This window comes from Nocardioides sp., assembly GCF_025965415.1.
GTDB lineage: Bacteria > Actinomycetota > Actinomycetes > Propionibacteriales > Nocardioidaceae > Nocardioides.
This window is the reverse complement of the sequence record NZ_JAOPWY010000122.1, coordinates 17,515-43,792: the sequence shown is the minus strand read 5'-3', so window position 1 is coordinate 43,792 and position 26,278 is coordinate 17,515. Positions and strand designations below refer to the sequence as shown.

At 69.5% G+C, this 26,278-nt stretch carries 25 protein-coding genes and 1 tRNA gene; 12 read left to right on the top strand and 14 right to left on the bottom strand.

Annotation, left to right across the window (positions count from 1 at the left end; all coding sequences use genetic code 11):
* Nucleotides 1-103 precede the first annotated feature (103 nt).
* The 4 genes from JWN97_RS13295 to JWN97_RS13280 form a co-directional block, all read right to left on the bottom strand.
* Nucleotides 104-319: a hypothetical protein gene (locus JWN97_RS13295; protein ID WP_297623297.1), complete on the bottom strand. Its 216-nt coding sequence runs from the start codon at nucleotides 317-319 to the stop codon at nucleotides 104-106.
* A gap of 1 nt (nucleotide 320) precedes the next feature.
* Nucleotides 321-1,586, bottom strand: a complete 1,266-nt coding sequence (locus tag JWN97_RS13290) for a glycosyltransferase family 2 protein (RefSeq protein WP_297623295.1) — start codon at nucleotides 1,584-1,586, stop codon at nucleotides 321-323.
* Between the two features lie 209 nt (nucleotides 1,587-1,795).
* The gene (locus JWN97_RS13285; protein ID WP_297623293.1) at nucleotides 1,796-3,280 is read right to left on the bottom strand and encodes an EAL domain-containing protein; all 1,485 of its coding nucleotides are present in this window, start codon (nucleotides 3,278-3,280) and stop codon (nucleotides 1,796-1,798) included.
* Nucleotides 3,281-3,384: 104 nt separating this feature from the next.
* A complete protein-coding gene (locus JWN97_RS13280) occupies nucleotides 3,385-5,223 on the bottom strand; it encodes a phosphoenolpyruvate carboxykinase (GTP) (protein WP_297623291.1) in 1,839 nt (612 codons plus the stop codon).
* A gap of 175 nt (nucleotides 5,224-5,398) precedes the next feature.
* On the opposite strand from JWN97_RS13280, the gene JWN97_RS13275 reads away from it, so the two are divergent.
* From JWN97_RS13275 to JWN97_RS13260, 4 genes are all read left to right on the top strand, one after another.
* Nucleotides 5,399-5,471, top strand: a tRNA-Arg gene (locus JWN97_RS13275).
* A gap of 161 nt (nucleotides 5,472-5,632) precedes the next feature.
* On the top strand, nucleotides 5,633-5,881 hold the full coding sequence (locus JWN97_RS13270; protein ID WP_297623289.1) for a helix-turn-helix domain-containing protein: 249 nt from the start codon (nucleotides 5,633-5,635) through the stop codon (nucleotides 5,879-5,881).
* Complete coding sequence (locus JWN97_RS13265) at nucleotides 5,878-7,116, top strand: tyrosine-type recombinase/integrase (RefSeq protein ID WP_297623287.1); 1,239 nt, start codon at nucleotides 5,878-5,880, stop codon at nucleotides 7,114-7,116. Before JWN97_RS13270 ends, JWN97_RS13265 begins: the two co-directional genes overlap by 4 nt.
* A gap of 1,729 nt (nucleotides 7,117-8,845) precedes the next feature.
* Nucleotides 8,846-9,205, top strand: coding sequence for a DUF308 domain-containing protein (locus JWN97_RS13260; protein ID WP_297623285.1), 360 nt, complete (start codon nucleotides 8,846-8,848; stop codon nucleotides 9,203-9,205).
* A gap of 126 nt (nucleotides 9,206-9,331) precedes the next feature.
* Here the strand turns inward: JWN97_RS13260 and JWN97_RS13255 are convergent, their stop codons facing one another.
* Nucleotides 9,332-9,898, bottom strand: a complete 567-nt coding sequence (locus tag JWN97_RS13255) for a Gfo/Idh/MocA family oxidoreductase (protein ID WP_297623322.1) — start codon at nucleotides 9,896-9,898, stop codon at nucleotides 9,332-9,334.
* Between the two features lie 100 nt (nucleotides 9,899-9,998).
* Here JWN97_RS13255 and JWN97_RS13250 point away from each other — a divergent pair, with 100 nt between their 5' ends.
* Together JWN97_RS13250 and istB are read left to right on the top strand one after the other, a co-directional pair.
* Nucleotides 9,999-11,039, top strand: a complete 1,041-nt coding sequence (locus tag JWN97_RS13250; protein ID WP_297623283.1) for an IS21 family transposase — start codon at nucleotides 9,999-10,001, stop codon at nucleotides 11,037-11,039.
* Nucleotides 11,040-11,204: 165 nt separating this feature from the next.
* Nucleotides 11,205-11,828: an IS21-like element helper ATPase IstB gene (gene istB / locus JWN97_RS13245; protein WP_297623281.1), complete on the top strand. Its 624-nt coding sequence runs from the start codon at nucleotides 11,205-11,207 to the stop codon at nucleotides 11,826-11,828.
* A gap of 376 nt (nucleotides 11,829-12,204) precedes the next feature.
* Here istB and JWN97_RS13240 read toward each other — a convergent pair whose 3' ends face one another.
* Nucleotides 12,205-14,004, bottom strand: a complete 1,800-nt coding sequence (locus JWN97_RS13240) for a histidine kinase (RefSeq protein ID WP_297623279.1) — start codon at nucleotides 14,002-14,004, stop codon at nucleotides 12,205-12,207.
* A complete protein-coding gene (locus tag JWN97_RS13235; RefSeq protein ID WP_297623277.1) occupies nucleotides 14,001-14,648 on the bottom strand; it encodes a response regulator transcription factor in 648 nt (215 codons plus the stop codon). Before JWN97_RS13235 ends, JWN97_RS13240 begins: the two co-directional genes overlap by 4 nt.
* A 172-nt stretch (nucleotides 14,649-14,820) precedes the next feature.
* On the opposite strand from JWN97_RS13235, the gene JWN97_RS13230 reads away from it, so the two are divergent.
* Both JWN97_RS13230 and JWN97_RS13225 read left to right on the top strand, forming a co-directional pair.
* Entirely contained in the window at nucleotides 14,821-15,207 is a 387-nt protein-coding gene (locus tag JWN97_RS13230) for a hypothetical protein (protein WP_297623275.1), read from the top strand.
* On the top strand, nucleotides 15,204-15,518 hold the full coding sequence (locus tag JWN97_RS13225; RefSeq protein WP_297623273.1) for a hypothetical protein: 315 nt from the start codon (nucleotides 15,204-15,206) through the stop codon (nucleotides 15,516-15,518). Before JWN97_RS13230 ends, JWN97_RS13225 begins: the two co-directional genes overlap by 4 nt.
* 463 nt (nucleotides 15,519-15,981) lie before the next feature.
* Here JWN97_RS13225 and JWN97_RS13220 read toward each other — a convergent pair whose 3' ends face one another.
* Nucleotides 15,982-16,437 (bottom strand): hypothetical protein, encoded by a 456-nt coding sequence (locus JWN97_RS13220; RefSeq protein WP_297623271.1) that lies wholly within the window; start codon nucleotides 16,435-16,437, stop codon nucleotides 15,982-15,984.
* Between the two features lie 328 nt (nucleotides 16,438-16,765).
* Nucleotides 16,766-17,971, bottom strand: coding sequence for a glycoside hydrolase family 16 protein (locus tag JWN97_RS13215; RefSeq protein ID WP_297623269.1), 1,206 nt, complete (start codon nucleotides 17,969-17,971; stop codon nucleotides 16,766-16,768).
* Nucleotides 17,972-18,119: 148 nt separating this feature from the next.
* Between JWN97_RS13215 and JWN97_RS13210 the strand changes: the two genes are divergently transcribed.
* Both JWN97_RS13210 and JWN97_RS13205 read left to right on the top strand, forming a co-directional pair.
* On the top strand, nucleotides 18,120-18,659 hold the full coding sequence (locus JWN97_RS13210; protein ID WP_297623267.1) for a hemerythrin domain-containing protein: 540 nt from the start codon (nucleotides 18,120-18,122) through the stop codon (nucleotides 18,657-18,659).
* An 84-nt stretch (nucleotides 18,660-18,743) separates the two neighbouring features.
* Entirely contained in the window at nucleotides 18,744-19,043 is a 300-nt protein-coding gene (locus tag JWN97_RS13205; protein WP_297623265.1) for a helix-turn-helix transcriptional regulator, read from the top strand.
* A 1-nt stretch (nucleotide 19,044) separates the two neighbouring features.
* Here the strand turns inward: JWN97_RS13205 and JWN97_RS13200 are convergent, their stop codons facing one another.
* The 5 genes from JWN97_RS13200 to JWN97_RS13180 form a co-directional block, all read right to left on the bottom strand.
* Nucleotides 19,045-19,647, bottom strand: a complete 603-nt coding sequence (locus tag JWN97_RS13200) for an ATP-dependent Clp protease proteolytic subunit (RefSeq protein WP_297623263.1) — start codon at nucleotides 19,645-19,647, stop codon at nucleotides 19,045-19,047.
* Nucleotides 19,644-20,258 carry an ATP-dependent Clp protease proteolytic subunit gene (locus JWN97_RS13195; protein ID WP_297623261.1) on the bottom strand — a complete coding sequence of 205 codons (615 nt, stop codon included), beginning with the start codon at nucleotides 20,256-20,258 and terminating at the stop codon, nucleotides 19,644-19,646. Before JWN97_RS13195 ends, JWN97_RS13200 begins: the two co-directional genes overlap by 4 nt.
* Before the next feature lie 76 nt (nucleotides 20,259-20,334).
* The gene (locus JWN97_RS13190) at nucleotides 20,335-21,354 is read right to left on the bottom strand and encodes a hypothetical protein (RefSeq protein ID WP_297623259.1); all 1,020 of its coding nucleotides are present in this window, start codon (nucleotides 21,352-21,354) and stop codon (nucleotides 20,335-20,337) included.
* A gap of 163 nt (nucleotides 21,355-21,517) precedes the next feature.
* The gene (gene speB / locus JWN97_RS13185; protein WP_297623257.1) at nucleotides 21,518-22,528 is read right to left on the bottom strand and encodes an agmatinase; all 1,011 of its coding nucleotides are present in this window, start codon (nucleotides 22,526-22,528) and stop codon (nucleotides 21,518-21,520) included.
* Nucleotides 22,529-22,537: 9 nt separating this feature from the next.
* The gene (locus JWN97_RS13180; RefSeq protein ID WP_297623255.1) at nucleotides 22,538-23,575 is read right to left on the bottom strand and encodes an aldose epimerase family protein; all 1,038 of its coding nucleotides are present in this window, start codon (nucleotides 23,573-23,575) and stop codon (nucleotides 22,538-22,540) included.
* A gap of 86 nt (nucleotides 23,576-23,661) precedes the next feature.
* On the opposite strand from JWN97_RS13180, the gene xylB reads away from it, so the two are divergent.
* Together xylB and xylA are read left to right on the top strand one after the other, a co-directional pair.
* Nucleotides 23,662-25,113, top strand: coding sequence for a xylulokinase (xylB, locus tag JWN97_RS13175; RefSeq protein ID WP_297623253.1), 1,452 nt, complete (start codon nucleotides 23,662-23,664; stop codon nucleotides 25,111-25,113).
* The gene (gene xylA, locus JWN97_RS13170) at nucleotides 25,110-26,276 is read left to right on the top strand and encodes a xylose isomerase (protein ID WP_297623251.1); all 1,167 of its coding nucleotides are present in this window, start codon (nucleotides 25,110-25,112) and stop codon (nucleotides 26,274-26,276) included. The genes xylB and xylA overlap by 4 nt, the downstream gene beginning before the upstream one ends.
* Nucleotides 26,277-26,278: the final 2 nt, after the last annotated feature.

The following is a 26,278-nucleotide window of genomic DNA, read 5'->3' as shown; positions in this document are numbered from 1 at the left end:
GAAAGCACGCACATATTGGATCGGTCTAAGGGCTGTGACCTGGGTCTCGCTACCCCTGCGTACACCGATTGGTCGGGACCTGCGATGCGCGGGTGGGGACGGATCAGATCGGGGCGTCCGGGTCGATGCTGCGAGTCTCGGAGCGCCGGTTTCGGGCGCTGAGCCAGTCGCGCACGTAGACCTTGGGCAGGATCTTGGCCACCGCCAGGGTGACGTAGACGATGGTGTTGATCGCGACGAAGGCCGCCAGCACGGCGATGAACTCGTTGCGCAGGATGCTGTCGGGCAGCAGCACGCCCATCGGGACCAGGGTCGGCACCTCAGCCCTCCACCCGTGCACCGGAGCCGGGCTGGACGATGTGCTTCCACGTCGCCGTCCGGTCCAGGGACAGGTCCACGATGCCCTTCAGGTAGACCACGTTGAGGAACATCGCGTAGAAGAGCTCGGGGAACAGCGAGAGGCCGAGCAACCGGGCCCTCCACCCACCGCGCCACACGGTCACGATGCGCTCCACGATGAAGACCATCCCGATGCCGACCCAGAACGGGAACCACACCCAGGTGGACGTCGCCAGCACCATCACGATGATGAGGACCAGGTAGGCCCCGAGCGCGATGACGCCGTAGCCGATCCCCAGCTGCTGCATCCAGTAGCGGAAGGTCTGGGGGCGCATGCCGTACGCGCCGAGGTTCTCCAGGGCCCCCCGCTGCCAGCGCAGCCGCTGGGCCCAGAGGGCGCTCCATGACGGCATCACCTCGGTGACCACGGTGCACTCGCGCGGCGAGACCATCAGGGCGCCCAGGGTCTTGAGCGCAATGGTCAGCTCGTTGTCCTCGGTCAGGGCGACCGTGTCGTAGACGTCTCCCGGGCTGCCCGGCAGGATCTTGCCTCGCTCCTCGGCCACCGTGCGGAGGGCCCGTGGCCGGAACACCGACGCCGTACCGGTGAGCACGAAGACACGACCGCGGCGGCGGCGCAGGTCGCGCTGGTAGCGGGTGTACTCGTTGCGCTGGAACTGGCCGATCAGGCCGAGGCCGTCCTCGCCGTAGAACAGGCCGCCGACGGCCATCAACGCCCGGTCGTCGGTGAGCCGGCGGGCGGCCCCCTCGAGGAAGCCCGCGTCCAGGGTGGTGTCGGCGTCCATGACCATCACGCAGTCGTTGTCGCCCAGGCCCGGGAGGACCTCGTGCAGGGCCTGGTTGAGGCCACCCGCCTTCTTGTGGGTGTTGCGCACGGTCTCGAAGACGTCCACGCCGGCCTCCCGCGCCAGCCGGACCGTCGCGTCGGTGCAGTTGTCCGCGACGACCACGATCCGGGCCGGGGGCAGCGACTGGGAGCGCAGGGACGCGAGGGTCTCGGAGATGCAGCCCTCCTCGTTGTGGGCCGGGATGAGGACCGTGATCGTCACGGGGCCGGCGTACTCCCCGCGGGTCTGCGCCATCACCAGCTTGGGGGCCAGCGGCATCCGGTTGCCGTCCTCGCTGCGGCGCGCCCGGGTGAGCAGCCGCCGTTCGAGACCGGCCACCCCGGCCGCCAGCAGCAGCGCCACCCCCACGGCCGCGAGCATCACGCGTGGGGCGGGCATCTCGGTGTCGTAGAAGACTCGCCAGATCCCGAACAGCACCCCTTTGCTGGGACTCTGCCCTGCCCGTGGATCACCCGACGCGACCGCCACCCACAGGGCGCATGCTCCGAGAGCAGCCGTCCCGATGATCGCCAGTCCGACTGATCGTTGTAGCCGCCGCATCTTGGTTCCGCGTCTCCTTCGTGGTGCCGGGGGGTCGCCCCCGGTCGTCAATCCTTCGGTGCCGCCCCCAGGGCGCGGGGGACGAACTGGTCGACGAACTCGTCGAAAGGAACCGGCTTGCCGATCAGGTAGCCCTGCGCGAAGTCGACACCCTCGTCGCGGCACACCTCGAGGATCTCCGGCGTGGACACGAACTCGGCCACCGTGCGCTTGCCCAGGTCGCGGGCGATGCCGACGATCGAGCGCATGATCGTGCGATCGACCTGCGACTCGTGGACGTGCGCGACGAACTCACCGTCGATCTTCACGTAGTCGAAGAACAGGTGCTTCAGGTAGTAGAAGGAGCCGAAGCCGGCACCGAAGTCGTCCAGCGCGAAGGCGCAGCCGAGATCGGTCATCCGCCCGGCGAAGTCCCGGGCCAGCCCCACGTCGCCGACGGCCGCGGTCTCGGTGATCTCCAGGATGAGCGCGGCCGGGTCGACGTCGTACGTGGCGAGCGCGTGGACGATCGCCCGCTCGATCTCGGGGTTGCCGATCGAGTGGCCGGACAGGTTGACCTCGAACACGAACTCCGGGTCGTGGTCCCGGCGCAGGCGCGCCAGCAGCTCGAGGCTCTTGTCGATCACCCACGCGTCGACCTGGGGCATCAGACCGACGCGCTCGGCGATGTAGATGAAACGTGCCGGCGGCACCAGCTCGTCGTCGTCCCTCAGGCGCAGCAGCACCTCGGCGGAGCTGATCCGGCCGCTGGCGATGTCCATGATCGGCTGGAGGTGCAGCTCGAACCGGTCCTTCTCCAGGGCCTCCTCGATGCGGCTCTGCCAGTGGAGCCGCGCCGCGGTCCGGGGTCCACGGGCATCACCCTCGTGCAACACCGCCACCTGGTTGCGCCCGGCCTCCTTCGCGTCGTACATGGTCATGTCCGCGAGCGCGAGCACGTCTGCGGCGTGCTCGGAGGCCGCCCGGAAGGTGACTGCCCCGACGCTCGCGGTCACGCGACGCCCGACCCCGTCGAGGGTCGTCGCGTGGTCGCGGACGCGCTCCACCACGAGCTCCGCCATCCGCTCGGCCACGTCCTGGCCACCGTCGGTGAGCAGCACGGCGAACTCGTCGCCGCCGAGCCTGGCCACCACGTCGGTGTCGCGAATGGATCGCCGCAACAGCCCCGCGATGGTGATGAGCAGCTGGTCGCCGGCGTTGTGCCCCAGGGAGTCGTTGACCTGCTTGAAGTTGTCGAGGTCCAGCAGGAGCAGAGCGCCGGCCGGGCCGTGACGCCGGCACCGGTCGAGGTGGCGCTGGAGCTCGTCCTCGAACCGGCGGCGGTTGGCCAGCCCGGTGAGCACGTCGTGGTCGGCGAGGTGGGCGAGCCGGTCGAGGTAGCGACGACGGTCGGAGATGTCGACGATGACGACCGCCGCCAGGCTGAGGACCGCCAGCGCCGCGACCCACCACGGCCACTTGTAGGGCGGCAGGAGCACGGTCAGCAGACCCAGGACCGCCACCGCTCCGAAGGTCAGCGCGAGCGCGGGCATGCCCCGCCCCAGATCGACATAGGAGGAGCCACGTCCCGCGGTCCCCGAGACAAGGCGGCGCACCCGACCACCGTACGGCAGTCGGGCGCGCCCCTCAGCGGTTTTCAGTCCTCCGCGTCGAGGTCGGCGGCCACGCGGCGGTGGGCCTCCCAGATGGCCTCGGGCATGCGCTCGAACTGCGCGAGGTGCTCCTCGCGGAAACCCATCTCCTGCTGCCAGCGGGACTTGTCGATGGTGAGGATCCGCTCGAGGTCCTCGGCCGGGATGTCCATGCCCTCGAGGTTGAGCTCCTCCTCCGTCGGGATGATGCCGACCGCCGTACGACGGCCCTGGACCTCGCCGTTCTTGAGCTGGAGCAGCCACAGCAGCGGGCGCAGGTTGTCGCGGTAGCCGGGCCACAGGAAGTGGCCGTCCTCGGCGTCGCGCTGGAACCAGTTGACGTGGGCGAAGATCGGCTGGTCCGACGCCGCCCCGACGATGTCGAGGTAGTGCTGCGCGTAGTCGCCCTCGCCGTAGGCCATGAAGGGGCGGTTGGACATCGGGTCGTAGCGGAGCACGCCCTCCTTGCACTCGGCCGCGGACGTCGCCTCCGCGCCGAGCGTGAGGCCGTCGTAGACGCCCTCGGCGAGGTCGGTGATCGCGCGGATCAGCGGCTCGCGGTCGCGGGTGCGGCCGCCGAAGATGATCGCGTCGATCGGCACCCCCAGGGGAGCGTCGTAGTCGTCCGCGATGTTGGGGACGTTGGCCAGCGTGGTGGTGAAACGGCTGTTGGGGTGCGCCCACGGAGCCGAGTCGTCCTCCTTGCGGTCCGCGATGGGCGAGCCCATCCAGTCCAGCCACCCGTGGCGGTCCGCCGGCTTCTCCTTGGTGCGCCCCTCCCACCACACCTCACCGGTGGTCGGGTTGTAGGCGACGTTGGTGAAGATGCAGTCGGTGCCCTCGCCGACCGAGGCCAGCGCGTTGGGGTTGGTGGTCTCGTTGGTGTCCTTGGCGACCCCGAACACGCCGTACTCGGGGTTCATGCCGTAGAGCTTGCCGGTCTCCTCCTCGACCCACAGCCACGCGATGTCGTCGCCGTAGAAGGACACGTGATAGCGCTCGCCCAGCGCATCGGGGGCGGCCATCATCGCCAGGTTGGTCTTGCCGGAGGCGCTCGGGAACCCACCACAGATGTGGTAGTCCTTGCCGGTCTCCTTGTCGTGGATGCCGATGAGCATGTACTGCTCGGCCAGGAACTTCTTGCTCGCCCAGCCGTCGTACGCCCCCTGCCGCAGGCCGTGGGCGATCTTGCCGAGCAGCGCGTTGCCGCCGTACGACGAGCCGAAGTGCAGGATCGTGCGCTCGTCGGCGACGGTCACGAAGTAGCGCTTGTCACCGTCGGTGCCCTGGCCGAGGTTCTCCAGGTCGCCGCTGACGTGGACGGCGCGCACGAAGTGGCCGGGGTCCTCGAGGTCGTTGACGAACTGCACGCCGACGCGGGACATCCGGATCATGTGCAGCACGACGGTGCGGGTGTCGGTGATCTCGACGCCGGCCGCCCAGGGCGCCAGGGCGTTGCCCGCGGGCGCCATCAGGTAGGGGACGACGTACATCGTCTTGCCCTCGCTCGCGCCGCGCATCAGGTCGTGCAGCTGGGGCTTCATCTCCGAGGACGGGCGCCAGTTGTTGTAGACGCCCCGGTCCTTCTCGTCGCTCGTCGCGACGATGGTGCGCTCCTCGGAGCGGGCGGTGTCCTTGTAGTAGGAGCGCGAGTAGTAGCGCCCCTCGCCGACCTTCTCCAGCTCGCCGGCCTCGACGGCCTCCTCGAGGAGTCGTGCGTCGTCGGAGGCGTTGACCACCTCGACGCGCTCGGCGCCGGTGAGCTCGGCGTACTCCTTCACGAACTCACGGACCTGGGGGTTCGTCAGTCCGGCTTCGTCCAGGACTGCCTCGAGATCTGCCATCGCGCTACCTCTCATCGTGTGGCGGCCGTGACCGCCGCGTGTGCGGGTGCTAGGCACCCTAGGGGATCGTCCGGCTTGTGGAACCCACGTGTGGGGGTGGTGCGATTTCGCCCGCTCGTCGTGGGTCGGCTATCCTCATCGAGTCCTCGCAGCGTGCAAGCACTGTGAGCGACATGCGCCTGTAGCTCAACGGATAGAGCATCTGACTACGGATCAGAAGGTTTGGGGTTCGAATCCCTACAGGCGCGCAGATCGAGGAAGCCGCAGGTCAGCGAGTTGACCTGCGGTTTCGTCGTTTCCTGTGGACGGTCCATCGGTGGAAGCCCTGCTGACGCAGCGGTTACCTGGTGCAGTAACGGTTGCAACAACTCCGCCCAGCGTCGTTACCTTGCCGCGGCAGGCTGCTCGCATGGGATGGCACCTGAAATTCACCAATAGCCGCTGGGGTCGAACTCGCGGCACAGGGCTGGCCATGTCCGTATCACTGAATCTCCTCACCATCCGCGAGACCGCCGCCGAGCTCCGTGTCAGCGTCGCCACCATCGAGCGCGTGCGCAAGCGGGGAGATCTCCCACGCGTCAAGGTTGGCTACGCGACACGCATCCTGCGCCGTGACATCGAGAACTACATCGAAGCCCACCGCGACGGCGCCGCATGAGCCGCCCACGGCAGGACCCGACCGACGCCACACCGACGCCCTACAAGGGCAAGGACGGGCTCTGGCACGTCTACGTCCCGATGGGTTGGCACCCCGACGGCCGTCCTGACCGCAAGCACCTTCGACGCAAGACCCGCAAGGAGGTCGTCCAGGCGCAGCGACGACTCGAGGAGCAGCGCGACCGCGGCGAGTACATCCACTCTGGCAAGGACACGACGCTCGGCTGGTGGGTCACGCACTGGTTGGACGAACTCCTTCCGTTGGCGGGACGCAAGGCCAAGACGATCGACGGCTACCGGTCGACGCTCAGGGTCCACGTCCTGCCGCATCTCGCGGGCGTGAAGTTGAGCAGCCTGTCAGCCGAGGTGATCCGAGGCCGCCTCGCTGCGATGAAGCACGCCGGGGCCAGCGCACACACGGTCAACGCCACGCACCGATTCCTGCGGTCGTGCCTTTCCACCGCCGTGGAGTCGGGCCGTCTCGCAGTGAACCCCGCGAAGCAGGTCAAGGTGGAGCAACCGCAGGAAATCGAGGTGGAACCGCTCACCGTCGAGGAGGCAACTCGCATCCTGGAGGTCGTTGCTGAGCAGCGGAACGGGGCCCGTTGGAGCGTCGCTCTCGCGCTCGGGCTCCGGCAGGGCGAGGCTCTGGGTTTGACGTGGATCGACGTGGATCTCGAGGCAGAGACCCTGGTGGTACGACGTTCCCTGCGCCGCGAGACCGGTCGCCATGGCTGCGATTCGAACGCGGCAGGCGAGCCCATGTGTGGATACAAGCAGGGAGGCCGTTGCCCAGAGCGGACCCAGGGCGGTCTGGTCGCTCGCATCACGAAGACCGGGAAGTCCCGCACGATTCCGTTGCCGCCAGGTCTGGCGCCTCTTCTTCGGGCGCATAAGGCGGCACAAAGCGCCGAACGGCTTCGGGCAGGATTTCTGTGGCAGGACGACGACTGGATGTTTGCCACGGAGTTTGGGGCGCCAATCGACCCACGCCGCGACTGGGGCGAGTGGAAGAAGGTGCTCGGCCGGGCCGGCGTGCGCGACGCTCGGGTCCACGACGCGCGCCATACGGCTGCCACGCTTCTTCTTGCTGCGGGAGTCGATACGCGGACTCTGATGGACCTCCTGGGGTGGACGGAGCATCGGACCGCACAGCGCTACGCCCACGTCATCGACCCGATGCGGCGAGAGGCGATGGCGCGAATGGGCGCGGTGCTCTTCGGTCAGGCCGAGTGAGTTCGACCCGGCGATCCTCGAGGCCCAGTCAGCCTCACGCGTCAGCTAATCCGAGGACCTAGTCATGACGAGTGATCAGGTGGCGCGCAGGCCTGCACCAGAGTCTGACCTGCGCAAACGTCGCCAGTTGCGTCTCATCCTCGATCACGTTTGGTCACGCCCAGCACTGTGCGTGCGACCTCGATCCCGGGGTTTGTGTTGAGTTTGTGTGGGCCTGACGCCCGCTCAAGCAACTCGTGCTCGCCACTTTCAGGCTTGGGGTCAGTTGTGAAGAGTGGTGACATCTGCGAGTTGAGGCCCGAGACAAACAGCGGATATGGCAGCCGCCACTATTACGGAAAGACCATTGGTTCAACTCTGGCATAGGGGCGCGGATGCCGGCTGGGGACGCCACGGTGGTAGGCGCAGCGCCAGACACCGGGCGCCGGTGGCCGAGCTCGGTGACGACAACGTGGATCGTGGGCCCGGCGTAGGGATCAGCGGACGGGCTGCCGGACTTTATGTCGTGAAGAGTCTCAGCGATGAGATCCCTCAATCGCTGCAGGGCAACGGTTTAAGCGTCACGGCCGTGATGCGCAGGTACGCGAGAGGGGGCCGACATGTCCTGGCTCCACGCACTCACGACCACGATGCGCATCTCCGGCGCGACGTTAGGATGAGCTACCAGCCAACGCGCCACCTCGACGCCGCCCACGCGCGGCATGGTGAGGTCGAGCAGCATACGTCGAAGGACTCGCGGCGCAAGATCTCGACGGCTTCCAGCCCGTCGCGCGCGGATCTGACGAGGTGCCCGGTGTGTTCGATGAGGGAAGTGAACACGTCGACATGTCCTCGCAGTCATCGACGATGAGGAGGCGAAGCTGACGAGCACCTCGGGCTGAAGCTCAGGCATAGCCCCTTCCGTGTCCTGGAGGTCCAGCTCCCGGACGGGATTAGACAAGAGTGGCGAGCCGCGGCTGTAGTGGTTTCCCATATGCTCCTCGATCTGATTCGAACGGGTGAGGCCCACGGCCCGGCAACGACGTAACCTCGCCTGAGTCCCGGCCGTTTCCCCCCGTCGCGGCCGGGGTCTCTTCATGCCCGGCCGTGCGAATCACCGCTTGGGTTTCGGGGTACATCGCGCCAAGACCATCTACAGGGAAATGGTTCAGGCCCCGTCGGTGCACGCCGCCGGCGGGGCCGCCCAGCGCCTACCACCTGTGGAGGCGCTCGATGTTCTTCTTCAGCAACCGACTCGGGTGCGGTGGTTGGCTCTCGGCGTCGATGGTGGTGACAGCAATTCTGCTGCTCACCTTCTTCCGCTAGGCGCCGGCTCCAGCCCTACCCCTCGCCGGGTTCCGCGTCGGCTTCCCACTCGCGGTCGCGCTCCTCGAGCACGGGCCTGCAGAAGGTCACTCCACGCCTCGATGTCGTCCTGGGCTGGCTGCGGCTGGCTCACATATCCCTGGGGCGACGCGCCGCGTGGACGTGCAACCATCGTGGGCGGGGCGGGGCGGTTGCGGTTGGCGCGTGCCGCATGTGCGCCAGAGCTCGTGTCGGAGCAGCGCAACGGGACCGGATTTGGTGCACAATTCAATATTGGGTGCCCGTCGATGTCGCTCGGGGTCTCTCGCGCACGAGTCGTCATCAGCCTTGGGAGGTTGACGAGTCAGGTCGTCGGTTAAGAAGCAGCCGCCGGCCTCCAGAGTGTGAGCCGTGCTCGCGTATCGCGCGGGTCTGCGCGATCTCCGTGGCCACGTTGATCACCTTGCGGTTGGAGTGCGACGAGATCCGCCGCATCGGCTGGCTGCTGCTGTTCCGCGGCACCCTGGCCGTCGCCGGGGCGATCAGCAGCCGCAGGTACCTGCCGTACTGGGGACTGGTGCTGGCGATGGGCATTCTTGAGTCCGTCGTGGCGCTCTACCTGCTGACCCGTCCGGACATCACCCTGATTGCAGCGGTGCTCGCTATCGGATTTGCTTTGATGCTCTACGGCGCCCTGGAGGTCGTCGCAGCGCTCGAGGTGAAGGAGCTGCCGCAACGCTTCGACGAGGTGACCACCACGGTGGCTGCGGGCACGGCCGACAAGTGGCTCGACCCCGTCGGCTAGCACGACGCTCATGGGGGAAAGCGGCGGCGCGCAGGACCACCTGCGCGTCGCCCGTCCGATGCGTTGGGCGAGCGCCATCCCGCGATCGTGGCCCAGCTCCAGGAGCGAGCAGAAAGCGGGACGACCTCATGCCGGTTCGGAAAGGTCCTGTGCACGAGGGACGTCGACGAGGACGTCGTGCCACCTGCCTCCCGCCTCCGCAGATTGCTGAGCGGCATCGACGATGAGCGCGCAGCGCCAAGCGTCGCCGATCGTCGGGCAGGCCACGGCACGGCCTAGGTGGTGGTCGACCACGCGCTTGTGCAGCGACACGAATGCGTCGACGTAGCCCAGGCCGAGACCTGCGACCGGGAAGCGCAGGTCGCCGTCGGGGTCGTCCCGGCCGATGACAACGGTCTGCGGGTGCTGGCCCAGACGGGCGACGTGGAGCTCCTCCGGTCGCCGCCAGGTGAAGCGTAGGCTGCCCTTCGTCCCCAGCACCTCGAAGGCTACGTCGGTGCTCTCCCCGCTGGCCACCCAAGTGACCAGGATCTGTCCGGTGGCGTCGTTGTCGAACTTCATCAGCAGCGCAGTGTGGTCGTCGACCGTCACCTGGGACCGGTGACTCGCACCGCGCACCGTGGGCCGTTCGGCGATGATCGTCCGGCTCAGCGCGGATACCGCCGCGACCTCGCCGACGAGGTAGCGCGCCAGGTCGATGGCCTCACCACCGTCCTACGCGCGGCCGGCGAAGGGGTCGGTGGTCGACGCGGTCGAACCCCAGGTGCGGGGGCTGCTGCGAGCGACACCAACGATGCCGTCCACGGTGATCGCCGAGCGGATCGGGTGGGAGCACGGGCTGACGGTCCTCAAGGACCGGGTCCGGGAGCTGCGGCCGTACTACCTGCCGCCGGCCCCGGCCAGCAGGACCGTCTACGACCCGGGGCATCGGGTCCAGTGCGATCTGTGGTTCCCGCCGGCATCGGTGCCGTTGGGTGCCGGCCAGCACGGGTCGCCGCCGGTGCTGGTGATGACCTCGGGCTACTCGCGGATGCGGTGGGCGGTGATGATCCCCTCACGAACCGCCCCGGACCTGATCGCCGGGCACTGGCAGCTGCTGATGGCGATGGCTGCGGCGCCCCGGCAGCTGGTCTGGGACAACGAGGGCTCTGTCGGTGGTTGGCGACGCGGGAAGCCGACACTGAGCGAGGAGTTCGAGTCCTTCCGCGGCAGCCTGGGCATCGGGGTGCACCTGTGGTGGCCACGTGATCCCGAAGCCAAGGGTCTGACTGAGCGCAACAACGGCTACTTCGAGACCTCCTTCCTGCCGGGCCGGGAGTTCACCAGTCCGGGTGACTTCAATACCCAGCTCACCGAGTGGCTGGCTAGGGCCAACGCCCGGCACTCGCGGCGGATCGGCTGCGCCCCGACCGCCCGCTGGACCGTGGACCGGGACGCGATGCTCCGACTGCCGCCGGCACCACCACCGCTGGGGTGGCGCACTCGGGTCCGGTTGCCGCGCGACCACTACGTCCGGGTGGCGTCCAACGACTACTCCGTCGATCCGTCGGTGGTGGGCAGGTTCGTCGAGGTGGTCGCGGACCTCACGGCCGTGACGATCACCTGCGCCGACACGGTCGTGGGTCGCCACGACCGCTGCTGGGCCAGGCACCAGACCCTGACCGACCCCGCACACCGGGCAAAGGCACTCGAGCTGGCCCACCACGCCAGAACAGTCAAGGAACGGCCGCCCGAGCCGGCCGGGGTGGTGGTCGAAGCCCGTGACCTGTCGGTCTACGACACGTTCTTCGGCACCAGCCCCACCGAGGCTGCTGGCCGGGATGAGGTCGCCTGATGGCCACCAAGACCAGCAGCCGGGACACCGACAGCGAGTTGGCGTTCCTGACCCGGGCGTTGAAGGCCCCCACCCTGCGGGAGTCGATCCCGCGGCTGGCCGAACGGGCGCGTGCGGAGTCCTGGACGCATGAGGAGTTCCTGGTCGCCTGCCTACCAACGCGAGGTGTCCGCACGAGAGTCCCACGGCGGCGAGGGTCGGATCCGCGCCGCCCGGTTCCCGGCCCGCAAGAGCCTGGAGGAATTCGACTTCACCCACGCCCGTGGATTGAAGCGCGACGTGATCGCGCACCTGGGCACCCTGGACTTCATCGCCGACAAGCAGAACGTGGTCTTCCTCGGCCCACCCGGCACCGGCAAGGCCCACCTGGCCACCGGGATCGCGATCCGGGCCTGCCAGGCCGGACACCGAGTCCAGTTCGCCACCGCCGCCCAATGGGTCGACCGGCTCGCCGAGCACCACGCTGCCGGACGGCTGCAAGACGAGCTACGCCGCCTGGCCCGCTACCCACTCCTGGTCATCGACGAGGTCGGCTACATCCCCTTCGAGCACGAGGCCGCCAACCTGTTCTTCCAGCTCGTCTCTTCCCGCTACGAGAGGGCCAGCCTGATCGTCACATCCAACAAGGAGTTCGGCCGCTGGGGTGAGGTCTTCGGCGACGACACCGTCGCCGCCGCAATGATCGACCGACTCGTTCACCACGCCGACGTCATCGCCCTGACGGGCGACTCCTACCGACTCAAGAACCACAACCTCGGCCGCATCCCCACCGCGGTCGAGACCAAGTAATCAACCGCAGAGGGGTCCATTTTCAACCGACGCAAAGGGGTTCGTTTTCGGCCGTAGTTGACACACGTGTCACGAGTACGTCAAAGACTGCTCAACTGATCGCGCCCGGTTGCGGAACTACCTCGGGCGCAACCCTCCCTTCTGCAGTCAGTGCATGTGACCGCCCTCTGCGCCGCGTGCGGGTGTTCGCCTGCACTCTTGGGACGTCCTGGGTTCGGCCGCATGATCCTCGTGGACTTCGGCATGCCAGTGCCTGCCGGTGACCCGCAGCGGAGGTGTGACCGCGTACGCTGGCGGCGCTGTGACGCACTCGCCGCGAGCGCCTGATCGGGGTCGATGACGGGGAGGAGCAGAAGCAGGGTCTTGATGCAGCGGCCTACTCATGAGTGCGCGAACCCAGCCCGAGGCTGGATCTTGTGGCTCGCACGGTCCTAGCAGGGAGGGTGGCGGTGACGACGCCTCCCCGGGAGGTGGAGCGGGCATCGAGGGTGCCGCCGAGGGCGGCAGCACGCTCCCGCATCGAGGCGATGCCGACACCAGCCTTCCAAGGAGTGCGGCGGCCGCCGTCGTCGCACACCTCGATCGAGAGTCCGGCCGAGCAGTGCCGGATGGTGACCGCGGCCGTGGTGCTACCGCTGTGCCGGGCGACGTTGATCAGGGCCTCCACGACGATGCGGTACGTCGCCACCTCCGTGGCCGCCGGGAGCGACGGCAGGCTGTCGGCGAGGACCGACACCTCCAGCCGCCGCCCGGTGGGGGTGTGCAACGCCCCCGCCTGCTGCTCGATCGCCCGGATCAGACCCAGCTCGTCCAGGGCTGGTGGACGCATGGCGTAGACGAGGTCGCGGATCTCGGCGATCGCCCCGACCGTCTCGGTGCGCAGCTGCCGTAGCAGGTCCTCGGCCACAGCGGGGTCCTGGCGCACCGAGTTGAGTGCGGCATCGGACATGAACGCGATCCCCGACAGGAGCGGACCCATCCCGTCGTGAAGGTCCCGCCGCAACCGGCGACGCTCCTCCTCGATAGCAGTGATGGCGTCCTCACGTGAGAGCTGGAGGTCGCGAGCCAGCGCCCGTGCCCGCAAGGTCTGGGCGAGCAACGGGGTGACCAGCGCGAGGACGTGCTCGTCACCCGGCCCCAGCCCCAGGTCACCGGGGCGGAGCCCGACCACGAGCTCACCCACCGGGGTCCGGTCGGGCAGCGCCAAGGTCAAGACCTTGGTGTACGTGGTCTTCGAGCCCGACTCGGCCAGCATCTGGCCGTCTGTGTAGAGCGCGGCGTAGGGCAGCACCAGCGCGTTCCGGATGGTGCGAAGGGCGACTCCGGGATCATCGCCGAGGTGACCTGCCACTGCGCCGGCGGCTCCGAGCGGGTCAGGACGCGAGCCGAAGAGCAGCTCGTCGATCACGCCCCTCAGCACTACTCGGGTGGGCTGGAAGAGCGTCGCCAACAGTGCCCCGGAGATACCCAGGAGCCCAGCGGATGGACGTTGACCACCGAGGATCTCAAGGAAGGCCGCCACACCGGCGAAGGCGGCCAGGTAGGCCACGGCGGCCGTGATGAACACGACCACATGCACCACCAGCCCGCGTACGTCCACCACCTCGGGATGCACGACTCCGAGGTACATGCACGGCCCGACGACACAGAGCAGCGCCAGTGACACGACACCGCCCCAGACGTTGGGGGCGGCAAACGCCACCAGGCCCGCCGTGATCACGCTCCCCCCCAGACCCAGGGCCAACCAGGTGAGCGCCGTCCGGTCACGAGGAGTGGCGTGCTCGAGGCGCCACCAGAGGAGAGCGACAGCCGTCAAGACGACCATGAGCCCCATCGTCTCGACGACGGGCTTGCGCTCAGCAGCGAGCGTGCCAACCGTCCCGGCAGCGCCGACCACCAGGACCGCGACCAGATCGACCGGGGTCCTCCAACTCGCTCGCGGGTAGACGACGACAGCAAGCGGGACCACGAGCAACCCCACAGCGCTGAGCGTCGGGGCGACGGCGCCGGTGCGCCCCCCGGCGTCGAGTGCGCACGCGAGGATCAGACCGAGGCCGCCGGCGATCAGCAGGCCGGCGGCGGCGTGCGCCCTCCGGACACGCAACAGGGCCACGCCGCTCGTCGCGAGGCAGCCGGCCAGCACCACCAGCGCGATCGCTACCGGATAACTGATCATGGGGCGAGACCCAGCCCGTTCTCTCGGGCCCGCACAATGGCTGCCGCCCGGTCAGCCACCTCGAGCTTGGCGAAGATTGTGGTGAGGTGGTTGCTGATGGTCTTGGGGGACAAGAACAGCTGATCGGCTATCGCAGATGTGCGGTGACCCGACGCCAAAAGGTCAAGGACCTGCCGCTCGCGCTGGGTGAGCTGGGGGAACGCTTGGATGCCTGAGGCCAGTGGCGTCTCGAAGAAGTTGAGCACGCGTCCTGCGACACCTGGCCCGAAGATCGTCTGGCCCGCCACCACGGCGTGGATGGCGGCAAGGATCTCGCTTTGCTCGGCACCCTTGAGCAGGTACCCGCGAGCACCTGCCCGCATCGCGGTGAAGACGGTCGCGTCGTCGTCGTACATCGTCAGCACCAGGACGACCGTGCCCGGTACCGCTGCGTGGATGCGCCGCGTGGCCTCGACGCCGTCGAGCAACGGCATCCGGACGTCCATCAGGACCACGTCGGGCTTGAGCAGCTGGACCTCGCTGACTGCAGCCTCGCCGTCTGCGGCCTCACCGACGACCTCGAGACCTGGGAGGGTGCCGATCAGCGCCGTCAACCCGCCTCGCACCACCGGGTGGTCATCGACGATCACGATGCGGAGGGCCATCTCCCCATCATGGCGTGCTGGAGGGCTTCTGCTCCCGGGAACTTCTTCCCGAAGGAACAAGACAGGACAGGAATGAAGCGGGGCACTCCGACCCTGTCTACGGGATGATGGTTCGGCGCACGGTGGACGTCTTCCGCGACCAGCCAGGTCGCATGCGATCGCAGGAGTCCTCATGGACGAACTCTCCACCCGGCAGAAGGTCGGGCTCGTGCTTGCCGGCATCTACGGGGCCGTCAACATCCTCAGTGTCGCCACACCCGCGCCAGCCGGCGGTGAGGGCCCGCCGATGGTGGTGCTCGTGGTCGACTCCGTGCTCGGCGTCGTCGCGCTGGTGGCCGCGATCGTGGCGTGGCGCACCGGGAGCCGCGCGACGGTCCGCGTGGCTGCAGGAGCTCTCGTCATCATCGCCCTCACCGCCCTCCCGGCGTTCTTCGTCGACGTGCCGGCGTGGGTCAAGCTGCTGGTGGCGGTCAGCACGATGGTCACCATCGCCATCGTGGTGCTGCTCCTCTCGCCTGCGCGACGTGCGGCCACCTTCGAGCCGGAGGCGGTCCGATGATCGCCGCAGTCACGATCCTGGCGGCCTTCCCGCTGGGCTACTTCATCAAGTCTTGGTTCGTTGCCAACACTACCTACGCCATCGCCTACCTGTGGGCACTGATCTTCCAAGCGGTCTACCTGCTGCCGCTCTTCCTCGAGGACATGAAGCCCCCAGGCGCCACCGGTGACGCCGTCACCGCGAACTTCCCGTTCTCCTACGGCGCTGTCACCCTTGGCATGTTCTTGCTCGGCTTTCTCCTCGTCCGGCTCGGGCGGTGGGCGCGTCAGCACCGCGCCGCACGCACGGCACCCAACCCGGTCAACGCATGAGCCCAGGCGCTCCGCCCTCCGTCAGCAGAGTCGCCTTGGAAGCACCGCGACTGACAGTCGACAGATACCGGCGGCGGCAGGCCGACAAGACTGCCACCCAGCAGCTGAAGGAGTTGCATGCGCTCGCGTGAAGAGCGGTCAACGGCGTTGGCGCGGGCGACGACGAACCTCGTGCAGCGAACCAGCAGAAGGGTGGGCAATACCCACGGCCGGCACCCGGACCACAGTTCGGGTGCCACGCGCCGATTGCTGGGCGGTTCTTCGTGCACTGTCGTCGGGGAAGACTGCGCCTCATCCGGACGGCGGTCATCGGCCATGTGATGGACGTACGCCGTCGCACGGAGCGATTGCCACGAACTCGCCCGGAGCCGCACAGACGCGCCCCATCGCGGCGAACTGCGCGCCTCTTCAGTACATCGACACCGCCCAGTTTCGGGCGCCCGAGAAAGTGGCCCGCAGCCCGCTATCCGCCCCAAGCAGTTTGCTCGAGCGAGTCGAGAGCTTCGAGCACTTCGGCGATTCCGCGGATGTGGAGCACGTCGATGGGCCGAGCTCCCTCGAGATAGGAGTCGTGCCCCGTGAGCCAGTCATTGATTAGCTCGGGAACGTAGATCAGGGATGCGCGCGCCACGACGTGGTCGAGTTGGACGAGCAGCTTCGCCTGCGCTGGCGTCGGCATCACTTTGCCAGCGCGCCACTTGGTCAGCAACAGACGGGTGACGCCCAAGCACTCGGCCACTCGCGTAGCCGAGCCGAGTGCGGCGACCAGCAGATCGATGCGGGTCGCCACCAGCGACTCAAACGTAGGACTCTTTCGCACCATGACGACATCGTTGCCGGAGGCACCGACACAGCCCTCACCGCGAGCTGCAGGATGCCGCACGACGGCAACGACTGCGGTCGAGATGAGCGCGAACATCCGCTTGAGACCACCACCGTGACCGGTGCAGAAATGGTTGCAGGAACCCGGCCAACCCTCGGGCTCGTAACGATTTTGCTGGAACGCCGCGACCTAGCGCGGCACTGGTCCTGATCCAGGCCCTGACCTGCGGAAACAGTCCAAGTCCGTGATGAACGATGCCGGTTCACGACGGCACCCGATGGGAGTTGCGTCCACCTACGGATCAGAAGGTTGGGGGTTCGAATCCCTGCAGGCGCGCAGATCGGAACGGCCCGGTCATCACGACCGGGCCGTTCCTGCGTTCCCGGGGTGGGGGTCCCGGGGTGCGGATCCCGACAGGAAGGCGTCAGGCCTGCCAGATGCGCAACCAGTCGACCGACATGTGCTGCGGCAGCTGCTTGTCCTTCATGAGGGACAGCTCGTAGTCCGAGGCGAGCAGGCTGAGGATGGGGTACTGCGGCTGCCCCGACACTCCCTTGCGGGTGCGCCAGGTCTCCCGGCCGTCGATGCGGAAGACGTACGTCTTGGGCGTCCACTCGACCGAGAACACATGGTAGTTCTTCGACCAGCCGTCCCGCTTGTTCTGGAGGAAGCTCCTCGGCCGCTTGAGCCAGGAGCCGGTCTTGATGACCTTGTGACGCTTCTTCCAGTGGATGAAGCTGGTGAGGCCACCTCGGGGGTGCTTGTCGCCGAAGTACTCGATGACGTCGATCTCGGCGCCCGCGGTGCGCGGCGTGCCGGCGCGGGACGTCTGGGGCTGGAGCCAGAAGCTGCTGTGCTGGCCGCGACGCTTGTGCATCTTGACGCGGGCGGCCGCGAAGCCGTACTTGAACGCCACGGTGCCCTGGGTCGAGATGTGGCCGTTGAGCCGGTAGGCGTAGCGACCCGACGACTTTCCGCGCTTGGCCGCCTCGCACTTCCCCTTGCGGCTCCGGTCCTTGATCACGCTGAGACGCACCTTGCCGCCGGACACCTTGACCGCCTTCGGGCTGCCCTTGGAGCACTTGCGCTTGCTGGCCTTCTCGTAGGACTGGCCGCGGTGGCTCCACTCGGGGCGCAGCGAGCCGCCCGAGAAGTTCTCCGTGTAGAGGGGTGTCAGCCACCGGCCGGTGCCCTGCGGCCGGCTCGTGACGGGGCGCAGTCCCTTGAACCTGTGCGCCTTCACGCGGTACTTCAGCGGACGGCCGTGGCGCATGGCCCTGGCGGAGAACTCCGCACGGCCCCGGCGGTCCAGCCTGGCCTTCCCGACGTTCTTCCAGTGCTTGCCCCGCTTGACCTGCAGGCGGACCGGACGATGGGCCCGGCGCGGCTTGACCGTGGCGGTGATGGCCACCCGGGCAGCGTCGGGATTGGCGGTGCCGCGGCCCTGCTGGACGATCTGCGGCATCACGTGCAGGCTCGCCCGCGAGCGCCTGGCCTTGAACACCGGGGCCGACGACGCGGCGGAAACGGCGTCCGAGGGACCGGCTGCCGACCCGTTCTCGGTGGCGAGGAGCAGGGACGCGGGCATCAGCAGGGCCAGGGCGCTGACTGCGATCGCGCGTGCAGACATGGCGACAACTCTCTGTTCGGGGCGAGGACCCTCGTCGGTATCGGTCGACCAGAGAGTGGTCCCGGACCTCCGGCCGAGACAAATCCTCGGACATCGAGGGCAACGCATCCCGCTCCTGGCGCACGATCCGCCCCGTAGGCTCTCCGTCGTGCCGCCCATCGACGACTCCACTCGTCCGCGCGTGGCGGGATCGGTCGACCTCACGCCACGGCAGCGCCTGGCCGGCGACCACCTCCGGATGATCCACGACCACTTCCGCGGGCAGCTCGCGCAGCTGACCCACGCCGTCGTCGAGCTGCGCGACGGCACCGGCGACGTCGGCGCCGTGCGCGAGGGCCTGCACCGCCTGGCGCCCGCGCTCACCGAGCAGCAGGTCTCCGGCCTGTGCCGGCAGGTCTGCCGGTTCCTCACGATGCACCACAGCATCGAGGACCAGAGCATGTTCCCGGCCGTGGCGACCCTCGAGGAGTACGCCCCGGTGGCGGCGCGCCTGGCCGAGGAGCACCTCGACATCCACGAGCACCTCGAGCGGGTCGACGACCTGGCGCTGGCGGTGCAGTCCGACCCGTCGCGGGTGCCCGACCTGGTCACCGCGGTCGCGGACCTGCGCCGCGACCTGGAGTCGCACTTCGCCTACGAGGAGACCGAGATGGCCGAGCCGCTCGGCCTGCTGGGCCTCGGCATCTGACGTCCGCGCCGGCCCCCGCGGCGGGTCGTTCTGCTCTGAGCGGAACGGGTGGGCATCGGCTCCGTCGGTGGCTAGGTTCGGCCCATGGGCGAGATCCTGCGGTTCCCCGAGCGAGACCACGAGGGCGCCCCGAGCATCCCCGAGCCGCTGTGGCGCGAGCTGGTGGGCCGGGAGCTGCACCGGGAGCGCACGGAGCGCAGCGAGCGCCTGGTCGACGTGGCCGGGCGCGCCGGCGTCTCGATGCAGTACCTCTCCGAGGTGGAGCGTGGGCTCAAGGACCCCTCGTCGGAGATGCTCCAGGCCATCGCCGGTGCGCTCGACCTGGGGGTCCGCGAGCTCGCGACCCGCGTCGCGCGACCGGACGCGCTGGCCCTCGCGGCCTGACTCACCCCAGCGCCGGCACCTGCTCGCGCAGGACGGTGTCGACGATCCCGTAGTCGACGGCCGCCGAGCCGGGCAGGACGAGCGTACGGTCGGTGTCCTGCCGGATCTGCTCGGGCGTACGACCGGTGTGCTCGGCGAGGATCTCCTCGAGCAGCAGCCGCACCCGGGCGACCTCGTCGGCCTCGAGGATGAGGTCCGGGACGGTGCCGCGGCCCTGGGTGGCCGGCTGGTGCAGCACCACCCGGCCGTGCGACAGGATCGCCCGGCTGCCGGGCGCGCCACCCGCCAGCAGCACCGCGGCCGTCCATGCGGCCTGGCCGACGCACACGGTCTCGACGCGGGGCTTGACGAACTGCATGGCGTCGTAGACCGCGAGCATCGCCGAGATCGAGCCGCCGGGCGAGTTGATGTAGAGGCTGATCGGGAGCTCGGGGCTCTCCGAGGCGAGGTGCAGCATCTGCGCGATCACGGCGTTGGCGACGCCGTCGTCGATCTCGGTGCCGAGGTAGACGATGCGCTCCGAGAGCAGCCGGGAGTAGAGGTCGAGCGTGCGCTCGCCGCGCGGCGTCTGCTGGACGACGTACGGGATCGTGTAGCCGCTCATCGGGCACCCGCTAGGCCGAGGGAGTGCGAGCGCCCGGGGGTGACGTGGTCGATGCTGCTGATGAGCTGGTCGACGAATCCGTAGGCGAGGGCCTGCTCGGCACTGAACCACCGGTCGCGACGGGAGTCACGCTCGACGGTCTCGCGGTCCTGGCCCGTGTGCTCGGCGATGAGGCCGAGGACGGTGTCGCGGGTGTGACGCAGGTCGTCGGCCTGGATCTCGATGTCGACGGCCGTGCCGCCGATCCCGGCCGACCCCTGGTGGAGGAGCACGCGCGCGTGCGTGAGGGCGTACCTCTTGCCGGGCGTGCCCGCGGAGAGGAGGAACTGCCCGGCGCTTGCGGCCATGCCCATCGCGAGGGTGCTGACGTCGTTGGGGATCAGCCGCATCACGTCGTGGATGGCCAGCATCGAGGAGACGGACCCGCCGGGCGAGTTGATCCAGAGGCTGATGTCGGCGCGCGGGTCCTCGGCGGACAGCAGCAGCAGCTGGTGCATCAGCCGGTTGCCGTTGCGCTCTCCGAGCTCCTCGCCCAGCACGATGATGCGCTGGTGCATGAGGCGGCGCACCAGCTCGTCCTCGATGCGGTCGGTGGTGGCGTGTGTGCTCATGTGCCCCAGCGTGTCCCGGTGCACGCCGGAACCACAGGCGTTCCACCGGCGGCAGATCCGCCCCCAGCAGAGCGACTCAGTGCTGGTCGACCCGCAGGATCTTCCCCGCGAACGTGACCACGTAGCCCACTCCGTCGACGAGCTCCAGCGACGTGGGCCGGTCCAGGCGCCTCACCACGGTCCGGAAGGTGCCGTCCGGCTGGACGACGACGATCTCGCCCGTGTACGGAGCAGCCGGAAATCCTTCGTTCTCCTCGGTCGGTTCCAGGTTCCAGTGGCCCTGCAGCAGGCCGTACAGCCGGCCCTGGTCGTGCTCGACGTCGACGATCAGGCCGCGGTTGCCCGTGTAGTCCTTGCCCCACGTGCCGATGACCTTCACCGAGCCGTCGGGTCGCACCCGGTTGATCTTGGAGGTGGACGGGAGGTGGGGGATCGGCCCCGCCGTTGCCAGGAGGACCCTGCCGTCGGCCACCTCGAGCCCGGTGGGCACGCGGTCGGTGCTGCTGAACGCCGTCAGCTCGCTGATCCGTCCGCGCGCATTGACCCGGATCACCCGGGCCAGGTGCGCGTCGGCGACCACGAAGCCCTTGCGCCACACGTCCATCGAGTACTGGACGCCTTGCGCCACGAACCAGTCGGGGTCCTTCGGCGGGTGGTTGGTCGACCACGTGCCGAGATCGGCGAAGACGGAGAACGTGCCGTCCCGCTTCAGGCGGTAGATGCCCATGACATCGTCGGGCCCTCCGACGGCGACCCCCGCCAGGATGACCATCACGTAGGCACGATCGCCGATGAAGGCGACATCCATCGCACCGCCGATGTCGATGAACTTGCGGGGCAGGCCCCGTCCGACCACCTTGGCCGAGCCGGTCGTCGGATCGACCCGGACGAGCGTGCCCTTGGTCCCGTTGGTCACGTAGAGCGCGCCGTCGGGTCCGATCGCGCTGCCCGACCCGAGGCCGCTGAGGGCCGAGTCGTTGAGCACGGTGACGACCGGAGCCGTCCTGGATGGTGCCTGCGCCTGCACGTGGAAGCCCGGCAGCACGAACGCGATCGCCAGAGCTGTGGCGAGCGCGGTGAAGCGACGACGCGTCATGATCCCTCCGCTGTTGTCTCGCGGCCGAGTGGCTGTCGCGCGCCCGGTCGAAATCCCAGATGACCGTCTTTCGATGCTGCTCCCGACCCGTCCCGAGGTCAAACTGGTCTGGAGCGCAGGCCCCGGGAACGCCGGCGCGTGGGGGGCGTCGGGCGTTCCCGCCCTACCGGTCCAGCAGGGGCCGCGAGGGATCCCAGGTCGTGCCGTCGCGCTCGTCCTGCCGCTTGCGGGCGATGGCGGACAGCGCCTCGAGGACCACGCGGTTGGCGAGCGCCGCAGTGATGTCGGCGTGGTCGTAGGGCGGGCTCACCTCGACGACGTCGATGCCGACGACCGGCAGCTCGAGGCAGATCCGGCGTACGGCGTCGAGAAGCTCGCGCGCGGACAGGCCTCCCGGCTCCGGGGTGCCGGTGCCGGGTGCGTGGCCCGGGTCGCAGACGTCGATGTCCACGGAGAGGAACACGCCCTCGCACTCGTCGGTGGCGATGGCGAAGGCCTCGGTGAGGCACGCGGTGAGCCCCTGGTGGACGATCTCGGTCATCTCGTAGGACCGCATCCTCTCCGCGGCCATCCAGTCGAGGGTCTCGGGGCCGGGCCAGTAGCCGCGCAGCCCGACCTGGAGGAAGCGGTCGCCGCGCAGGGCACCCGACTCGATCAGCCGGCGCATCGGCTGGCCGTGCCCCCACAGCGAGCCGAACTCGATGTCGCCGGTGTCGGCGTGCGCGTCGAAGTGGATCATCGAGACGCGACCGTGGCCCAGCACGTTGGCGACGCCCTTGGCGTCGGGGAACGCGATCGAGTGGTCGCCGCCGAGCACGACCGGGATCGCGCCGACCCGGGCGACCTTCTCGACGGCGGCCTCGAGCACGCCGAGCGCCCTCTCGATGTCACCCGGCGGCATCTCGACGTCGCCGGCGTCGACCACGCGCAGGTCCTGCAGCCCGTCGGTGCGCAGCGCCAACGAGGGCCGCGAGCCGTCGTGCGGGAGGTAGTCGGTCATCCGGATCGCCTGCGGCCCGAACCGGGTGCCCGGTCGGTGGGAGGTGCCGCCGTCGAACGGCGCACCGATCACGACCACGTCGGCACCGTCGTACGTCGACGCGTCGTCGAGGTCACAGGGCGGCACCCCGAGGAACGTGATGTCGGGACCGAACTGAGCGCCGTAGCGAGCCATGGACCGACTCTAGGGCCGACCGAACCGCCACTCGAGGACCGAGACGTAGGACGACCCCGGGTGGAGCACCGCCGAGGGCCAGTCGGGACGGTTCGGCGAGTCCGGGAAGAGCTGCGGCTCGAGGGCGATGCCGTCGCCCTGGCGGTAGCACCCGCCGGTGGTGGATCGCCGGGTGCCGTCGAGGACGTTCGCCGTGTAGACCTGCAGTCCGGGCTGGTCGGTCCACAGCTCGAGGCTCGTGCGTGCCTCCTCCGAGACCAGCACCGCGGCCCGGCGCAGGCCCGTCCCCCGCAGCACGAAGTTGTGGTCGATGCCGTGCGCCGCGACGACCTGGGGGTGGTCCGACCGGATGCGGGGACCGATCCGGGTCGGCTCGCGGAGGTCGAAGGGCGTGCCCGCCACCGGTGCGTGGTCGCCCTCCGGGATGCCCGTCGCGTCGACGGGGGTGAACGCGTCGGCCTCGACCTGCAGGAGGTGGTCGTCGACGGTGCCCGTCCCCTCGCCCCCGAGGTGGAGGTAGGCGTGGTGGGTGAGGTTGACGACCGTGGTGGCGTCCGTGGTCGCCTCCATGATGGCGGCCACGGTGTCGCCCTCGACGCGGTAGCGGACGGTCGCGGTCACCGTGCCGGGGAAGCCCTGGTCGCCGTCGGGGCTGGTCATCGTGAGCACCACGTCGTCCGGTCCGTGCTCGACGACGTCCCAGAGGCGTACGTCGAACCCGTCGGGCCCGCCGTGCAGGCTGTTGCCGCGGTCGTGCGTCGCCACCCGGACCTCCCGCCCCTCGAGCGGGAAGCGGCCCCCGGCGATGCGGTTGGCGTAGCGGCCGATCACGCCGCCGACGTAGTCGGTGCTGGCGAGCCGCTCGGCGACGTCGGGGTGGCCGAGCACGACGTTGCGGCGCACGCCGTCGCCACCGGTCACGTGCAGTCGGTGCACCGCGGCGCCGAGGGTCAGCACCTCCACCATCGGGCCGGGGGCCGCGCCGATGGTGAGCAGCCGCACGTCGCGGCCGTCGGGCATGCGTCCGAAGACGTCGGGGTCGATCACTGCCCCATCCTTGCGGACCCGGGCCTTGCAGAGGTGCGGGCCAGACCCGCCTTGACATTAGTTTGAGTCTCGTACTTAATAGTGACGTGGCTCTCGTCCTCGGCATCGACTCCTCCACCCAGTCCACCAAGGCCCTCCTGGTCGACGCGGCCGACGGGCGGGTCGTGGAGACTCGCACCGCACCCCATCCGCCGGGCACCGAGGTCGACCCGCGGGCCTGGCTGGAGGCGGTCGACACCGCGACGGACGGCCTGCTCGAGCGAGCGGACGCCGTCTCCGTCGGGGGTCAGCAGCACGGCATGGTCGCGCTCGACGAGGACGCCGCCCCGGTGCGCGACGCCCTGCTCTGGAACGACACCCGCTCGGCCGGGTCGGCCCGCGACCTCATCGACGAGATGGGCGGGCCGCAGGCCTGTGCCGACGCGATCGGCAGCGTCCTGGTCGCGTCCTTCACCTCGGCCAAGCTGCGCTGGCTGCGCGACCACGAGCCCGAGCACGCCGCGCGGGTCCACCGCGTGCTGCTCCCCCACGACTACGTCTCGCTCCACCTGGCCGCCGACGGGACCGGTCCCTTCACCGACCGCGGAGACGCCTCCGGCACCGGCTACTTCGCCACGGCCGAGAGCCGGTGGCGCCCCGACCTCCTCGAGCAGGCGCTGGGCCGGGCCGCCGAGCTGCCCCGCGTCGTCGCCCCGGGCGCCGTCGGCGCCGAGACCGCGCGGGGTGCCGTCCTCGCCGGCGGCACCGGCGACAACATGGGCGCCGCCCTGGGCATGGCCCTCGAGCCGGGCGACGTGCTGGTGTCGGTCGGCACGTCCGGCGTCGCCTCGGCCGTGAGCACGACGCCGGTGGCCGACGGCACCGGAGTGGTGACCGGCTTCGCCGACGCGAGCGGTGGCTTCCTGCCCATGGTCACCACGATGAACGCGGCCGGAATCCTCGACCTCCAGGCCCGGTGGCTCGGCGTGGACCACGACGGGCTCGCCGCCCTGGCGCTCGAGTCGGCGCCCGGCGCCGGCGGCGTCACCCTCCTCCCCTACTACGGCGGCGAGCGCACCCCCAACCGGCCAGACGCCGTCGGCACCTGGACCGGGCTGCGGCCCGCCACGACCCGCGCGGACCTCGCGCGGGCGGCGTACGAGGCGCTGCTCTGCTCGCTCGCGGACGCCGTCGACCGCCTGGTCGCGGCCACCGGCGTGCAGCCGCACCGCGTGCTGATGGTGGGCGGCGCGACGAAGAGCGCCGCGCTGCGCGCCCTCGCCCCGGCCGTGCTCGGCTGCCCGGTGGTGCTGCCCCCGGCCGGCGAGTACGTCGCCCTCGGCGCGGCGCGGCAGGCCGCCTGGGCGCTGGCCGGGACGGACGCGCCGCCGACCTGGCCCGCCCCCGAGACCACCGTCCTGGAGGCCGAGCCGACGCCCCACGTCCGCGAGGTCTACGCCGACCTGCGCGAGCGCACCGCCCCCTGGACCACGAGCACGACCACGAACACGACCGCGAACACGACCACGAACCTCAGCAACCCGGAAGGCACCTCATGAGCACCGAGATCCCCACCCCCACCCCCGAGGACAAGTTCTCCTTCGGCCTCTGGACCGTCGGCTGGCAGGGCGTCGACCCCTTCGGCGGCCCCACGCGTCCGCACATGGACACCGTGCACGCGCTGGAGAAGCTCGCCGGGCTCGGGGCGTACGGCGTCAACTTCCACGACGACGACGTGATCCCCTTCGGCAGCGACGACGCGACCCGCGACCAGATCATCGCCCGCTTCAAGCAGGGGCTCGACGACACGGGTCTCGTGGTCACCACCGCGACCACCAACCTCTTCAGCCACCCGGTCTTCAAGTCCGGCGGCTTCACCAACAACGACCGCGACATCCGCCGCTTCGCCCTGCGCAAGGTGATGCGCAACATCGACCTCGCCGCCGAGCTCGGCGCCAAGGTCTACGTCGCGTGGGGTGGCCGCGAGGGTGCGGAGTACGGCGCCTCGCAGGACACGCGCGTCGCGCTGGACCGGATGAAGGAGGCCTTCGACGTCCTCGGCGACTACGTCACCGAGCAGGGCTACGACCTGCGCTTCGCGATCGAGCCCAAGCCCAACGAGCCCCGCGGCGACATCCTGCTCCCGACGATCGGCCACGCGCTGGCCTTCATCGAGCAGCTCGAGCGCCCCGAGCTGGTCGGCGTGAACCCGGAGATCGGGCACGAGGAGATGGCCGGCATGAACGCCGCCGCGGGCTACGCCCAGGCGATGTGGGCCGGCAAGCTCTTCCACATCGACCTCAACGGCCAGAACGGGCCGAAGTACGACCAGGACCTGCGCTTCGGTGCCGGCAACGTGCGCGGCGCCTTCTGGGTGGTCGACGCGCTGCTCGCCGGCGGCTACGACGGCCCGGTCCACTTCGACTTCAAGCCGGCCCGCACCGAGGACGAGGACGGCGTGTGGGTCTCGGCCGCGGCCAACATGCGCAACTACCTCGTCCTGCGCGAGAAGGTGAAGGCCTTCCGCGCCGACCCCGAGGTGCAGGCCGCGATGGAGGCCGCGAAGGTCCCCGAGCTCGCCCTCCCCACCGTCGGGGCGGACGAGGGGTGGAAGGGCCTGCTCGAGGCCGAGCTGCCCGACCCCGAGGCGCTGGCCGTCCGCGGCGGCGGCTTCGAGCTGCTCGACCAGCTGGCCCTCGAGCACCTGTACGGCGTCCGCTGACC

Coding starts and splice junctions, on each gene's coding strand:
- JWN97_RS13290 (WP_297623295.1), bottom strand. CDS start 1,586: ATGCCCGCCCCACGCGTGATGCTCGCGGCCGTGGGGGTGGCGCTGCTG.
- JWN97_RS13235 (WP_297623277.1), bottom strand. CDS start 14,648: ATGGCCCTCCGCATCGTGATCGTCGATGACCACCCGGTGGTGCGAGGC.
- JWN97_RS13250 (WP_297623283.1), top strand. CDS start 9,999: ATGCCGTCCACGGTGATCGCCGAGCGGATCGGGTGGGAGCACGGGCTG.
- speB (WP_297623257.1), bottom strand. CDS start 22,528: ATGGCTCGCTACGGCGCTCAGTTCGGTCCCGACATCACGTTCCTCGGG.
- JWN97_RS13215 (WP_297623269.1), bottom strand. CDS start 17,971: ATGTCTGCACGCGCGATCGCAGTCAGCGCCCTGGCCCTGCTGATGCCC.
- JWN97_RS13270 (WP_297623289.1), top strand. CDS start 5,633: ATGGGATGGCACCTGAAATTCACCAATAGCCGCTGGGGTCGAACTCGC.
- JWN97_RS13265 (WP_297623287.1), top strand. CDS start 5,878: ATGAGCCGCCCACGGCAGGACCCGACCGACGCCACACCGACGCCCTAC.
- xylA (WP_297623251.1), top strand. CDS start 25,110: ATGAGCACCGAGATCCCCACCCCCACCCCCGAGGACAAGTTCTCCTTC.
- JWN97_RS13195 (WP_297623261.1), bottom strand. CDS start 20,258: ATGAGCACACACGCCACCACCGACCGCATCGAGGACGAGCTGGTGCGC.
- JWN97_RS13240 (WP_297623279.1), bottom strand. CDS start 14,004: ATGATCAGTTATCCGGTAGCGATCGCGCTGGTGGTGCTGGCCGGCTGC.
- JWN97_RS13280 (WP_297623291.1), bottom strand. CDS start 5,223: ATGGCAGATCTCGAGGCAGTCCTGGACGAAGCCGGACTGACGAACCCC.
- JWN97_RS13200 (WP_297623263.1), bottom strand. CDS start 19,647: ATGAGCGGCTACACGATCCCGTACGTCGTCCAGCAGACGCCGCGCGGC.
- JWN97_RS13230 (WP_297623275.1), top strand. CDS start 14,821: ATGGACGAACTCTCCACCCGGCAGAAGGTCGGGCTCGTGCTTGCCGGC.
- JWN97_RS13220 (WP_297623271.1), bottom strand. CDS start 16,437: ATGTTCGCGCTCATCTCGACCGCAGTCGTTGCCGTCGTGCGGCATCCT.
- JWN97_RS13205 (WP_297623265.1), top strand. CDS start 18,744: ATGGGCGAGATCCTGCGGTTCCCCGAGCGAGACCACGAGGGCGCCCCG.
- JWN97_RS13190 (WP_297623259.1), bottom strand. CDS start 21,354: ATGACGCGTCGTCGCTTCACCGCGCTCGCCACAGCTCTGGCGATCGCG.
- JWN97_RS13285 (WP_297623293.1), bottom strand. CDS start 3,280: ATGCCCGCGCTCGCGCTGACCTTCGGAGCGGTGGCGGTCCTGGGTCTG.
- JWN97_RS13225 (WP_297623273.1), top strand. CDS start 15,204: ATGATCGCCGCAGTCACGATCCTGGCGGCCTTCCCGCTGGGCTACTTC.